This is a genomic window from Sodalis sp. RH24 (genome assembly GCF_047324145.1).
Lineage (GTDB): Bacteria > Pseudomonadota > Gammaproteobacteria > Enterobacterales > Enterobacteriaceae > Acerihabitans.
Genome location: NZ_CP178729.1, coordinates 2,885,129 through 2,898,031, shown reverse-complemented (window position 1 = coordinate 2,898,031; position 12,903 = coordinate 2,885,129). Strand labels below are relative to the sequence as shown.

The window sequence follows — 12,903 nt, the reverse complement described above, 5'->3', positions numbered from 1 at the left end:
ATTGCCCGCTTTTTTTATGCCGCGCGCCGGCGACCGGACAGACTTTTAATGCACTGGCCGAAGTGCTAAAGTTAATCAAATTGCAGGTATTTCCGTCAGCGGTGGGTTTAAACGCCGCAATTCACTACATCAAATATGGCGGTAGGGCTGTATGGATTTTAAAGATTATTATGCCGCTCTGGGTGTCGAACCCACGGCCGATATTAAAACGATCAAAACCGCGTATCGCCGGCTGGCGCGTAAATATCATCCCGACGTCAGCACCGAGCCCAATGCCGAAGCTAAATTCAAAGATATCGCCGAAGCCTATGAGGTGCTCAAGGACAGCGCCCGTCGCGCCGAATACGATGAACTGCGTAAATATGGTCAGGGCGGGCGCTTCGAGGCACCCCCCGGCTGGCAGCCCGGCGGGCGCGCCGGCGGCCAGGCGCAAAACGATTTCGAGCCGCGTGACTATTCCGATTTTTTTGAATCGGTGTTCGGCGGCCAGGCCCGTGGCGGACAGCGCGCCCGCGCGCCCAGGCGCGGCCAGGATGCTGAAATTGAGGTGGCGGTATTCCTGGAGGAAACCCTTGAGGAGCACCAGCGCACCATCAGTTATCAACTGTCGGCCCCGGTTGAGCGCGGGCGGCAGGGCGCGCCGATCGGCAAAACGCTGAAGGTGAAGATCCCCGCCGGCGTCAGCGACGGCGATCGCATCCGCATCAAAGGACAAGGGCCCGCGGGCAGCAACGGCGGCGACAATGGCGACCTTTATTTGGTTATCCGCATCGCCCCGCATCCGTTATTTGACATCGACGGCAACAACCTGCTGGTCACTTTGCCCCTGGCCCCTTGGGAAGCGGCGCTTGGCGCTAAAGTCACGGTGCCCACGCTCACCGGCAAGATTACCCTTACCGTGCCGGCCAACAGCCAGACCGGCCAGCACCTGCGCGTCAAGGGCAAGGGCCTGGTGAATAAGCAGGGAACCGGCGATTTATATGCTTTGATTAAAGTGGTGATGCCGCCGCAGGCCGACGATCGGGCCCGTGACCTGTGGACGCAGCTCGCCGCGCAATGTGCGTTTAATCCTCGTGCGGAATGGGAGTAAAAGGCCATGACCGATGTCAGGGTTACCCTGGAAATCACGGAAATTTGCCAAACAGCCAGTATTTCCCGGGACGAACTGTTAGAAGTGGTGGCGTTGGGCATTATTGCCCCGCAGGATAACTCAACCGACGACTGGCGTTTCGAGCCGGCGGCGTTGCGGGAGCTTAAGCGGGCGCAGCGCCTGCGCCAGGATTTGGAGCTGGACTGGGCGGGCATTGCGCTGGCGGTGAACCTGCTTGACGAAATCTCCCGCTTAAGAACGGAGAACCGGCGTTTGCATCAGCGCCTGGACCGCTTTCTGATGAAATAATTGGCCGGCGACCCGGCCGGTTACCCCACTCTTTCAGCCCTGGTCCAGGGCTGATATCATTTATTGCCTTATCATTTATCTTCAAATGGTTGAACGTGTCTAATTCGCCGGTGTCCTATAACCGGTCATAAACCATCCTTATGTGGCCCGGTGGGGTTTTAACCTGACTGTTAATTCTATCAGCGGAGCAACGCCATGAGAGCCTTGGTGGTATGTCGGGATAATATCGGCGATACGTTGTTGACCACTCCGCTCATCCGCGCCCTGGCCAGGGAAGGCGGCTACCAGGTCGATGTCCTGGCAAACAGCTACAATGCCGGGGTGCTGGCGCGCAATCCCGATATCGGCAATATCTACGTCTATCAGAAAAGCCACCATCGCGGCGCGGGCGCATCCCGTCTCGGTATTCTCCTGCGCCGGATAAAAATCATGTGGCTTATCCGCCGTACGCATTACGATATTGCCGTGATTGCCAAAAGTCGCTGGGACCGGCGGGTATTAAAATGGGGCACATTGTCGGGGGCCGCCAGGATCCTGGCCCTGGGCGAACTTTCCCATCCGATGATTACCGATTTGGTCACGCCGCCGCCAGAGAGCCGGGAACATCTGGTGCAGCGATTTCACCGTATGCTGGCCCCCCTGGGGCTACGCTCGCCCGCCGGACCCCTGGTGCTTAACGCCGATCCGGCCGCGGTCGACGCGCTGTCGGCACGTTACGGCATCGAGCCCGGCCAGCCGGTCATCGGGCTGCAAATCAGCGCCCGCAGAATTCTGCAGCGCTGGCCCGAGGCTCATTTTGTCGCCTTGGCAAGGCTCATCGCCGCCGCCGGTCCCGGCAGGATCATCCTGCTCTGGTCGCCGGGCGCGGCGGATAATCCCACGCATCCGGGTGATGACGCGTTGGCTGCGCGCATTGTGGCCGCCTGCCGTTTACCTGGTTTGATCCCTATCGCCACCCGATCGCTGGATGAGCTGACGGCGGCCATGCAGCTGTGCGACAGCGTGGTGACCAGCGACGGCGGGGCGATGCATATCGCGGCCGGATTGGGCAAAGGCATTGTCGCGTTATTCGGCGACAGCGATCCGATATGCTGGGCCCCCTGGCGGGTGCCGCATACGGTTTTGCTGGCAGAGGATAACAATGTGGCGTCTCTGACACCCGAACGGGTGTATCAGGCGTTGCGCGGGCTCAGGCCGGAAGCGCGCTAGTTTTCCTGCCGCGGCCATCTGCCGGCGCGGGCGGCCGAGACCAGCATCGCCAGGGTTAATGGCCGCGGACCGTCTGGCGGCGCAGCACCGATGCTCAGGCCCAAATGCTGCATTATCCTGATGGGGATCGGGCGGTTGTTTTCCGGGAAATAGGCCAAATGGTCGTAGTGGCTGGCGTCGACCTGAAAAAGCAGAAAAAAGTCGTTCATCAGGTGATCGAATTCGTCTTGGGATAAATTCAGATCCTCGCGCAGGGAAAAGGCCGGGCACAGGGGCTTGCTCCGGCCCCAGATATCGGGCTGGCGAAACGGGCTGATAAAATCGAATACCTGCTGGCGCAAATCAGGTTCCATAATGGTATTCGCTCATTGCCAGATCCGGCGTGTTGTCCTGGCCGCGGCGGTAACTTCGGCGCACGGCGGCAAAAACTTCATCGACGGTAATGGCCGTCATCGGGAACGGGCTGTTGGCCAGGTCCGGCGCCAGCGTGTGCAGCGGTTTATAAAACACATGGTGCAGGTGCTGGTCCTGGTAGGGCCCGGTATACAAGGGATTGGCGGTCACGAACAAGCTTACGGTCCGCACCTGCTGCGCAATCGCCAGATGCAGTGGCCCGGTATCGCCGGTTACCAGCGTATCAAAAGTGGTTATCGCGGCGGCAAGTTCCAGCAGGCTGGTTTTACCCACCAGTGAAATTACCCGGCGCCGGTTATCAGCCGGTATCAGGGCCATAAAGTCATCGACCAGGGATAACTCGTTCTTGCCGCCGATAAGCACCACGTCAAGCGTTGAATCCTGATCCATCAGTTTGCGGCTTAACGCGGCGAAGCTCGCCGGCGGCCAGCGCCTGAAATCCCGCGAGGCGCCAAGCTGGAAGCCGACGCGAACCCTATCCAGGGGTTTTGCCTGATGCGGGATGACCACTGGAATCGCCATCCGCACCGCGGTCGTATCGCATCCCAGGGGTTGCAGCAGATTCAGCTTGCGTTGCACGGTATGTCCCTCGAATTTTTGCGAGTAGGCGGTGAGCCAGGGGTTGAGCGCCGGGCTTTCGCTGCCGTAATGATCGCGAAAGATGTAACGGCATCCGGCCAGTACCACGCTTAGGATATCGTAAGGAAAATAGGAGTGCAGGATCACCGCCAATTGCGGACGCAGGCGACGTAATTTATAGATAAAATAGATAATATTATTGAACTTATTGTTCCAGTATATGACCTCGTCAAACAGCGCGCTGTTATGTACCAGTTCCTTATTTTTCGGGCTGGACACCAGCACCAGCCTGGCATGGGGGAATTTTTTCCTGAGCGCATGAATTGCAGGGGTATTAAGAATTAAATCGCCTAGCGCAGTAGTGGAATAGATGACAATACAACTAATGTCATTATTGTTGCACTCGTCCGCCCGGCCTTTTTTATAGCCGCTAAAAAAAGTGTAGCAAGAGAGTATCTTGTTGATAATATTGATCTTATTTCTTTTCATAGCGTTATTTTATTAATAAGAGAATTAAAGGCATAATAACATAACCTGGCCAAAAAATATTCGCTATTATTGCCAGGAAATCGTTAAATTCGTAAATGCTGATGGCAAAACGGAGCGGCCAGAAGAACAGGGTATGCCATTTTTATCGCCAAGTTAAATTAAATAATTTTATATGTTACTTAAATGGCGTTTATACCAAATGCTCCATGAGCTTGTCCTTGGAGGGTTTTTATTTTGGTAAGTTCAATTAATTTTAATTTTAATAGTAACTCTGTCATAAATTAAATAGGGTTTGGCATATCTTGCAATAATATCTGCTTAAATCCATGAGTAACATTACATAATCTACCCGTGAGTTATTTATTCACCCTGTGACTCGACCCGGTCTGGGGCAAAGCAACATTCGTTACAAAAAAAATGTGATATAACCCCATTTTTTGGAGGTACATCACACTTTTAGTGTGATCTGCTTCTAAGTTCTTGCCTTTTTTATAGTCAGGAAGGACTATTGTTACCGGTAACATTTTTTCTTTAGGAGTCAGCGCGTGATCGCACAAAAAAGAACTACCGTCAGGACCGGCGGCGCCATGACCGGTATGGCGGATAAGGCAATATGAGTACCTTAACATTGATTATCACCGCCATCGGGTCGGTGCTTATCCTGCTGTTCCTGGTGATGAAAGCGCGTATGCACGCGTTTGTCGCCCTGCTGTTGGTTTCCGTGGGCACAGGTATCTTCTCCGGAATGCCGCTGGAAAAAATTGCCGATACCATGCAGGCGGGCATGGGCGGGACGCTGGGCTTCCTGGCCATCGTCGTCGCTCTGGGGTCGATGTTTGGCAAGGTTTTGCATGAGACCGGCGCGCTGGATCAAATCGCCGGTAAAATGGTGAAGTGCTTTGGCGAAAGCCGCGCCTTTTTGGCTATGGGCATCGTGGGATTAATTTGCGCGTTGCCGCTGTTTTTTGAAGTGGCGGTCATGCTGCTGATTGGCGTGGTTTTTGCCGTCGCCCGCCGTACCGACGGTAATTTGGTTAAGTTATTGGTGCCGTTATTTGCCGGCGTCGCGGCGGCGGCGGCATTTTTGCTGCCTGGTCCGACGCCAATGCTGCTCGCCTCGCAGATGCACGCGGATTTTGGCTGGATGATTGCCATCGGCCTGATGGCGGCAATCCCGGGCATGCTGTTGGCCGGTCCGGTATTCGGCAGCTTTATCAGCAAGTCTGTTTTTATCCCGGTGCCGGCGGATGTCGCTGAACCGCAGCTGAAAACGGGCGAGCTGCCGTCGTTTGGTTTTAGCGTCTCGCTGGTGCTGTTTCCGCTGATCCTGGTGGGGTTGAAAACCATCGGCGTGCGCTTTGTGGCCCAGGGCGGAACCATGTATCGCTGGATGGAACTGGTCGGTCACCCGTTTATCGCCATCCTGCTCGCCTGCCTGGTGGCCATCTACGGTCTGGCTTATCGCCAGGGCATGAGCAAGGATAAGGTGATGGAGATTTGCTCGGCGGCGTTGCAGCCGGCGGGCATCATCCTGCTGGTGACCGGCGCCGGCGGGGTATTCAAACAGGTATTGGTGGATTCCGGCGTAGGGCCGGCGCTGGGCAATGCCCTGATCAGCACCGGACTGCCGATTGCCGTGGCCTGCTTTGTGCTGGCCGCCGCTATCCGCATTATCCAGGGGTCCGCCACCGTTGCCTGCCTGACCACCGTCGGCCTGATTATGCCGGTGGTCGCGCCGCTGGGATTCAGCGGCGCGCAGATGGCGGCGCTGTCGGTATGCATCGGCGGCGGCTCCATTGTCTGCAGTCACGTCAACGATGCCGGCTTCTGGCTGTTCGGCAAGCTGACCGGCGCCACCGAACTGCAAACGTTAAAGACCTGGACGGTTATGGAAACCATTCTCGGCACCACCGGCGCGGTGGTGGGCATGATTGCCTTTGCCTTGCTATGATTCCCTCCACGCGGCTTTGCGTCCATAGCCGCTCAAGAGGATGCCGATAGCCACCGCGTAGACGGGCGTGAATCACACTGTCCGGATAAGACATCTGCCCGCCGCCGGCAATCATTCTTGCCGTCGGCGGGCAGCGCTAATCAGAAGCGATAACCCACGCCCGCGTTAAACCCATTGATTGCCAGTGATTTATGATTATCGCTGGCTTTGAAATGGGAGCCTTCATATCCCACGTCCAGCGTCAGGTTTGAAGTGGGGTTAAACTGCACACCGGCTCCATACATCAGGGACGTATTTTTATAGTTAGCCTGGTTTTCTCTTATTACCTTTCCTGTTTTATCATAAGCCTTGCGGTTATAGTCCAATTTATTAAAGTTAACCCCAGCCAGGCCATAAATACTGATAAATTCATTGAATCGGAAAGCCGGGCCGGCGGCAAGAGACAGATAACGGAATTTTTCTTTTTCTTCGCCGGTGCGATAGTTCTGTTTAGGATCAAATGCGGAGTAAGAATCATTGGAGCCCATAAACGTCATGGAAGTAATAATACCGACCGGACTCTCCCCTTCATAACGATACTTGAGATTCGCGCCTTTGGGACGGGAGTCTAAAATTTTACTCTGCGCATACCCCAAAGACAGGGTATGTTCGTTAGCGGCGGCGGCAAAACTGGTTCCCAGGGTCGCGCAAGCGGCCAGCGCAAGGCATATTTTTTTCATTATCTCATCCTTAATTAATTTATAAATTAAATATATGCAATTGTTCAATAGTGTTATAACGCGTGAGTATAATAACGTGTTTGATGTCGAGAATTTTAAACGAAACATTACACTGAGAAAGAATAAATAAAAATCACCGGGTTAAATTGAACTTCTTGGTAATGCATGTTCATAAAATTGCTGATTAAAGTATTAAGTAATTTATGTAACAAGAGAGGATGTTGCCATAAAATTATATTATTTTTATGATTAACCTCTATTGCCTGAATTAAAAAAAAGATGACGTCTGTGCATTATATTCCATGCCCCGGCCGCGGTTGAGAGGACCTGGCATCCGCCTTCGACCGTCATTGCCGCTCTCCGCTGTCGAAAGCGGTCCTCGCGCCGGGATGTCCCTGGCGCAACAGCCTTGACAAAATCTGAAAACCACCTCGACACTGGCGTCGCGATTTTTTATAATGGCCATTAATTATTCAATCACCGCAGTTTGGGCCAGAGAGGATGTCATGAGCATTGAACAAGCAGCATGTCTGAAGAAGGGTCGTGGACGCCCTAAGCAGTTTGACCGCGACATCGCTTTGGACAAGGCGCTGGAAATGTTCTGGCGGCATGGTTATGAAGCCACCTCAATGGCCGATTTGGTCGAGGCCACCGGCGCCAAGGCGCCGACGCTGTATGCCGAGTTCGGTAATAAAGAAGGGTTGTTTCGCGCGGCGGTGGAACGCTACGTCAGCAAATTCGCCGAGAAAGGCAAAGCCTTGCTGACACGCCCCGGCAGTTCCATCACCGAAGCCGTGGAAGGTTTTTTCCGCGCCGCGGCGGCCACCTTTACCGATAAGAGCCTGCCTTCAGGGTGCTTTATCATCTGCACGTCGGCGGCGTTGTCCGCCTCCTCGGAAGATGTCGCCGAATTGCTGCGCACGCGCCACCATTTGCAGGAAAATACGCTGCGGGAATTCCTGCTGGCCCGCCAGGCCCAGGACGAACTGCCCGCCGGCACCAACATCCCGGCGTTGGCGAAATATCTGGCCTGCACGCTGCAAGGCATGTCGGTCCAGGCCCGGGACGGCGCAACCCAGGAAGATTTGGACAGTATCGTTTCCACGCTTATGGCGGTCTGGCCGGAATTAATCCGCATCGGCGCGGACTTCAGGCTGCTTGCCGCCGTCGAAGCCTGACTTTTACCCCCGGCGGCCCGTCGGCGCAGCCTGGCCCCCCACCCTTGGCGCGCCGGCCAGGGGGCGTGTACATCCCCCGCCGTGCGCTGGTCCGTTTTACACGGCTGCCTGCGTGATACCACTGATTACCCCAGCATTAATTTTTGCGCCAGCGTACGCATTTCCGCCGCCGGATTATGGCCGATCAGCATAAAATGGTGCTTTTGCGCGCTCCAGTACACCACGTTCATCTCCAGGCGGACTTCGCTTTGCGCGCCGCGGTTAACCGCGCGATCGGCCGTGGTAATACAGAACGCCAGTGGGCCATGGCTAGGGTCCAGATAGGCGATTTGCGCAATGGGCTGGCTATCGTAACGCAGCATCCGGGCAAACTTCAGCTCTATCCCCGGCAGGGACAGGCGTGAAGGCTCAAGCGCCAGGCCCAGCTTGGCGCCGATAGTGCGCAGCTGCCGGTGTTGCAGCGCCATGGATTCGGGCATGTCGGCAAAGGTTTCATTGGTATAAAGCGACATATACTGCGCAACCAGGCCGCGCCAGTTGCCCTCGGGCGCTTCGCCTTCTCCCAGCCCCGCCGACAGCCGTCCGGCCACGCCGCCCACCGCCAGGCACGCTATCGCCGCCGCGATCAGCTGGCGCCGGCTGACGCCATTCCCGCGCGCAGACGACGCCGGCAATGGTGAAGACCCGGCGTACAGCGTTGCCAGCCCGGCCTTTAAGCGGGCCACCGGCGCCTGTTCCAGCAGGCCGGCATAAGCCGCGCCAAACGGCAGGCTGGCGGAATCCAGATGGGCCAGACGCGCCGCCAGCCGTGGGTCCCGGCTGACCTGCTCCTCTATCTGACGGCGTTGTTCCGCGCTGATTTCATTATCCAGGTAAGCCACCAGGGTTTCATCGGAAAACGGCGGAGCCGGGTGTTGTTGTGTCATTAAAAATCCCCCTCTGCCACGATCCGTCCTGACGCGACGGCGGTGTCGTTTGCCAACCGTTGCCGGGCGGTCGCCAGTCGGCTCATAATAGTGCCGATAGGTACGGACAAGGTATGTGCCGCTTCCTGATAGGTAAAACCTTCCACATAAACCAGGAATACCGCATTGCGCTGCGCCTCCGGCAACCGGTTGACCCGCGCCATGACTTGATTCGCCCAAATAGCATTCACCGCGCTATGGTCGTCGGTTGGAACATCGGCGCCATCGATATCAACAAATCCCTGGCCCTGGCGGATTAACCGTGACCTGATCTCATTGACCCATATTGAGTGCAGAATCGTGAACAGCCAGCGATCCAGGGTGGTGCCGGCGGTAAACTGCCCCGCACGCTCCAGGGCGCGCACGCAGGTCGCCTGCACCAAATCATCGGCGATATCCGGTTTGCGCGATAACACCATGCCGTAGCGCCAAAGGCGCGCCAGATGGTGCTCCAGTTCGCCTCTGATCTCGTCTGCTTTCACACTTATCCTCTCACTGCCGGATGCGCTGCCTACAGCTCGGGGTGGCCGTCAATGGCCGCCGCCAGATCGCGATATTCCTCGCATCCGGTACCGCACAGGGTCTTGATCGTGGCCAGCTGTTCCCTGGCCAGGTCCGGACGTCCCTTGATCATATAGGCTTCGCCAAGATATTCGCGTACCTGGGCATAATGCGGATCGAGGGCGATCGATTTCTGATAATACCCGATGCCCTCGTCGGTGCGCCCCAGCTTGCGGGTGGCGTAACCGCGATAATTCCAGGCCTGGGCGGTATTGGGCTGCCTGAGGGTATTCAATACTCCCAGCGCCTCGTCATAACGCCCGGCCTTGGCCAGGGAATAGGCATACCGGGCGCGATCGGCGTCGGATAGCATGCCGCCTTTATCCACCATGCAGCTTTTGGTGCGTGAATCGTAGATCTGTCCCTTGGGACAGGTGGGCGTCGTGGCCGAACTGTCGCCCATGGCGTTCGCCGCGCCGGACAGCAGCAGCATGACGCCGCCCGCCAGCGGCAGGACGCGGTTTTTTAATACCCTTACAGTCGCTGCGTAAGTCATGGTTGGTACTCCGGTGGTTAAGGGGCGGATATCCGGACGTTATTCTGCCGGCGGGAACATTCTTTTCAGCGTATCGTCGCGCAGAACGTAGTGATGGAATAACGCCGCGCAGGCATGCAGGCCCGCAAGGATGATAATGGTCCACGCGGTATAGAAATGCAGCATGCCGAACGTACGGCGCAGCATGGGATCGACGCTGAAAATATCAGGAACAGGAAACAGGCCGAAAAACAGAAAAGGTTCGCCCTGAGCCCACCGGAACAGAAAGCCCAGGGTAACCTGCCCGATCAGCAGCAGGTATAGCGCCCAATGGGTCAGCTTGGCGATACGGTGCAGCCATAATGACGACGAGGCGGCGGGTAATCGTTTCCCGGCCGTACCCCGCCAGATAAGCCGGGCGACAATCAGAGCGGCGAGCATGATACCGAAGGAGATGTGCAGCGACTGGAGCCCTTTACGCCAGGGCGTACCGCGCTCCAGTTGCTCCCATATCTGCGAGCTGGCAAAAAGAAAAATAACGATTAACGCCGTTGCCCAATGCAACGTGATGGTCCATTTATCATAGCGTCGCGAGGGCGTTTTTTCCGATGCGGAAGGTGTGGTTGACATACCTGTATCCTGATTGCCTGGTTGGAATACAGAGTAAACACCTCATCGTGGCAATTTATTCGCTTTTTATAAATTATTTTTCTCACCGGCCTATGACGCTACGGCGTGCTCCCGGCCGCGCTGATAGACCGCCAGATGGGTATAGGCGGCGCAAAGCAGGGGAGTGGCGAGCCCGGCGCGCTGGCCTATTGCCACCAGATCGCCCAGCACCTGCTCCGCCTCCACCTGGTAACCCTGGTTCATATCCCGGTACATGGACGAGGTTTGCGCTGAATTTTTCTGAGTCAATAACGCGGTGGTATGCGCGATATAGTCTTCGCGCCGCTGATAGCCCGCCGAGGTTATCACCGTCAGTATCTCGTTTATCATCGCGCGGGCGAACTGTTCCCCGCCCGGGGCCGCGGCCACCTGGCCGATATTGCCGCGCATCAGGCAGGTAATGGCGCCGAGGCTTGCCAGCAGCAGCCATTTTTCCCACATATCGTTGATGATGGTGGTGGATAACCGGGAGGTAAAACCCGCATCCTTGAACAGCGCATCAAGCCGGCTGATGCGATCGGACAGCGAGCCGTCCAGTTCGCCGTAGGTGAATTCATGCAGCGGGCTTAATTGCACGACCCGTCCCTGTTCGTCAAGGGTGGCGGCTATTTTGCACAACCCGCCGATAACCGCCTGCCCGCCGAAGCGGTCGATGAGGATCTCCAGATGCTTCATGCCGTTGAGTATCGGCATGATAATCGTATCGGCGCCCACCGCCGGGGCAATATCGTTAAGCGCCGCTTCCAGGCCGAAGGCTTTTACCGTTAACAGGATGGCGTCAAAGGGGCGGTTGATTTGCGCCGCGGTTATCAGCTGCGGTTGCAATGACGTCTCGCCTGTGGGAGTGACTAACCGCAGGCCGTGATGGCGCAGCGCATCGGCACGCTTGCCGCGCACCAAAAAAGTCACGTCGCGTCCGGCCTGGGCCAGCCTGCCGCCAAAATAACCTCCGGTAGCGCCTGCGCCGACAACTAAGATCCGCATAGTATTCCCTTCTTATTGTTAAATAGTGAAGAACCCCATCATCCGCCAGAAATGGGTGAGGATGCAACTCAGCGCGCGGACATCCCAGGCATCGCATAACCCGGTCTGGGATGGGGCCTGCGCCAGGGAGCGGACAGGATACGTTAATCTAAACGCAATGCATGGCGTTAAGAAAATATCTTTCTAGCGGTTGATTATGAAAAATACTACCGTGATAATCCACGCTATTCAGTCTCAATAGCCAGCGTCAGGCCGGGATTTATATTGCGGCAGCAATTACCGCGGGATTATTTTCGCCACCTGCTGTTTGATCCGGTCTGGTCATGAAAATGTCATTTTATTCAATTATAATGAATTTAATAATATGATTTTAAAATAAAATATATTATGCCATTCTTAATAGATTATTGAATCGTATATGTTGACGCTTGGCGGTAAAAGTGCCGGCCGACCTGTTAATCGGCGCATGATGGATGACCCGTCATTCGATCCGATAATAATGTCATCGATAAGATAGTATTCAAAAGTTTTGATAATGTTATATGAATTAATATTAGCGGAGATAAGAAATGAAAATCATCCAGATCACCGACAGCCACCTGCGTTCAACGCCTGGCGCGACGATCCATGGCTATAATACCTATGAGGGGTTAACCTCGGTGATAGACGTTATTATTGACCATCATAATTTTGCATGCGAAGCACTGCTGGTTACCGGTGATATCTCTGATGACGGTTCTCACGCGTCTTATCGGCTCGCGCTGCAACAGATGAAAAGGCTGAGTCTGCCGATTTATTATTTGGGTGGTAATCATGATAACGCAATAAATCTGGCTGCGGTATTCGGCGCGGAAAAAAACGTCGGCAAGATAGAGGCGTTGTTATGCGACGATTGGCAATTTATCTGCGTCGACACCGTACAAAATAACCAGGACAGCGGTTTCCTGTCCGCGCAGGCGCAGGAGACATTGCGCAGGAAAATCGCCGGCGGTGAAAAAAATAATATCGCATTATTTATGCATCATCACCCCGTTGCCGTAGGTATACCTTTGGTCGATGATTGCATGCTGCTTAACGGCGAAGACATTATCGCCCTCTGTCAGGCTCACGATGAAATCAAGGCGCTGTGCTGCGGCCATGCGCATACAGAATATCAGGAAATACAAAATAATTGCATGATAAGCGTATGCCCGGCGACCTCGTTTCAATGGCAAGACGGCGCCAGAACACTACTCACGGAAAATAAGCGCGGGTTCAACATCCTGGAGTTCGGCGCAACCTATCAGGCCACAACCTTTTTTATATGACTGC

At 55.4% G+C, this 12,903-nt stretch carries 14 protein-coding genes; 6 read left to right on the top strand and 8 right to left on the bottom strand.

Annotated elements, in window-relative coordinates:
- Positions 1-151 precede the first annotated feature (151 nt).
- The 3 genes from cbpA to ACL2XG_RS13240 all read left to right on the top strand — a co-directional run bounded on the left by cbpA (position 152) and on the right by ACL2XG_RS13240 (position 2,608).
- Entirely contained in the window at positions 152-1,090 is a 939-nt protein-coding gene (cbpA, locus tag ACL2XG_RS13250) for a curved DNA-binding protein (RefSeq protein ID WP_410012354.1), read from the top strand.
- 6 nt (positions 1,091-1,096) lie between these two features.
- On the top strand, positions 1,097-1,399 hold the full coding sequence (locus ACL2XG_RS13245) for a chaperone modulator CbpM (protein ID WP_410012353.1): 303 nt from the start codon (positions 1,097-1,099) through the stop codon (positions 1,397-1,399).
- Between the two features lie 195 nt (positions 1,400-1,594).
- Complete coding sequence (locus tag ACL2XG_RS13240; RefSeq protein WP_410012351.1) at positions 1,595-2,608, top strand: glycosyltransferase family 9 protein; 1,014 nt, start codon at positions 1,595-1,597, stop codon at positions 2,606-2,608.
- On the opposite strand, the gene ACL2XG_RS13235 is transcribed toward ACL2XG_RS13240, so the two are convergent.
- Positions 2,605-2,961, bottom strand: a complete 357-nt coding sequence (locus tag ACL2XG_RS13235; RefSeq protein ID WP_410012350.1) for a DUF1493 family protein — start codon at positions 2,959-2,961, stop codon at positions 2,605-2,607. The two genes, ACL2XG_RS13240 and ACL2XG_RS13235, sit on opposite strands and share 4 nt — an antisense overlap.
- Positions 2,951-4,090, bottom strand: coding sequence for a glycosyltransferase family 9 protein (locus tag ACL2XG_RS13230; protein ID WP_410012349.1), 1,140 nt, complete (start codon positions 4,088-4,090; stop codon positions 2,951-2,953). Before ACL2XG_RS13230 ends, ACL2XG_RS13235 begins: the two co-directional genes overlap by 11 nt.
- A gap of 613 nt (positions 4,091-4,703) precedes the next feature.
- Here ACL2XG_RS13230 and gntU point away from each other — a divergent pair.
- Positions 4,704-6,041 carry a gluconate transporter gene (gene gntU / locus ACL2XG_RS13225; protein ID WP_410012348.1) on the top strand — a complete coding sequence of 446 codons (1,338 nt, stop codon included), beginning with the start codon at positions 4,704-4,706 and terminating at the stop codon, positions 6,039-6,041.
- Between the two features lie 140 nt (positions 6,042-6,181).
- Here the strand turns inward: gntU and ACL2XG_RS13220 are convergent, their stop codons facing one another.
- Positions 6,182-6,760, bottom strand: coding sequence for an Ail/Lom family outer membrane beta-barrel protein (locus tag ACL2XG_RS13220; RefSeq protein ID WP_410012347.1), 579 nt, complete (start codon positions 6,758-6,760; stop codon positions 6,182-6,184).
- Between the two features lie 506 nt (positions 6,761-7,266).
- On the opposite strand from ACL2XG_RS13220, the gene ACL2XG_RS13215 reads away from it, so the two are divergent.
- Positions 7,267-7,938, top strand: a complete 672-nt coding sequence (locus ACL2XG_RS13215; RefSeq protein WP_410012346.1) for a TetR/AcrR family transcriptional regulator — start codon at positions 7,267-7,269, stop codon at positions 7,936-7,938.
- 125 nt (positions 7,939-8,063) lie between these two features.
- Here the strand turns inward: ACL2XG_RS13215 and ACL2XG_RS13210 are convergent, their stop codons facing one another.
- The 5 genes from ACL2XG_RS13210 to panE form a co-directional block, all read right to left on the bottom strand.
- Positions 8,064-8,864 (bottom strand): anti-sigma factor family protein, encoded by an 801-nt coding sequence (locus tag ACL2XG_RS13210; protein WP_413721997.1) that lies wholly within the window; start codon positions 8,862-8,864, stop codon positions 8,064-8,066.
- Entirely contained in the window at positions 8,864-9,391 is a 528-nt protein-coding gene (locus ACL2XG_RS13205; RefSeq protein WP_410016643.1) for a sigma-70 family RNA polymerase sigma factor, read from the bottom strand. Before ACL2XG_RS13205 ends, ACL2XG_RS13210 begins: the two co-directional genes overlap by 1 nt.
- A gap of 23 nt (positions 9,392-9,414) precedes the next feature.
- The gene (locus ACL2XG_RS13200; protein ID WP_410016642.1) at positions 9,415-9,897 is read right to left on the bottom strand and encodes a tetratricopeptide repeat protein; all 483 of its coding nucleotides are present in this window, start codon (positions 9,895-9,897) and stop codon (positions 9,415-9,417) included.
- Between the two features lie 102 nt (positions 9,898-9,999).
- Complete coding sequence (locus ACL2XG_RS13195; RefSeq protein ID WP_413721998.1) at positions 10,000-10,569, bottom strand: cytochrome b; 570 nt, start codon at positions 10,567-10,569, stop codon at positions 10,000-10,002.
- A gap of 90 nt (positions 10,570-10,659) precedes the next feature.
- The gene (gene panE, locus ACL2XG_RS13190) at positions 10,660-11,592 is read right to left on the bottom strand and encodes a 2-dehydropantoate 2-reductase (protein ID WP_413721999.1); all 933 of its coding nucleotides are present in this window, start codon (positions 11,590-11,592) and stop codon (positions 10,660-10,662) included.
- A gap of 569 nt (positions 11,593-12,161) precedes the next feature.
- On the opposite strand from panE, the gene ACL2XG_RS13185 reads away from it, so the two are divergent.
- Entirely contained in the window at positions 12,162-12,899 is a 738-nt protein-coding gene (locus ACL2XG_RS13185; protein WP_413722000.1) for a metallophosphoesterase, read from the top strand.
- Positions 12,900-12,903 lie beyond the last annotated feature (4 nt).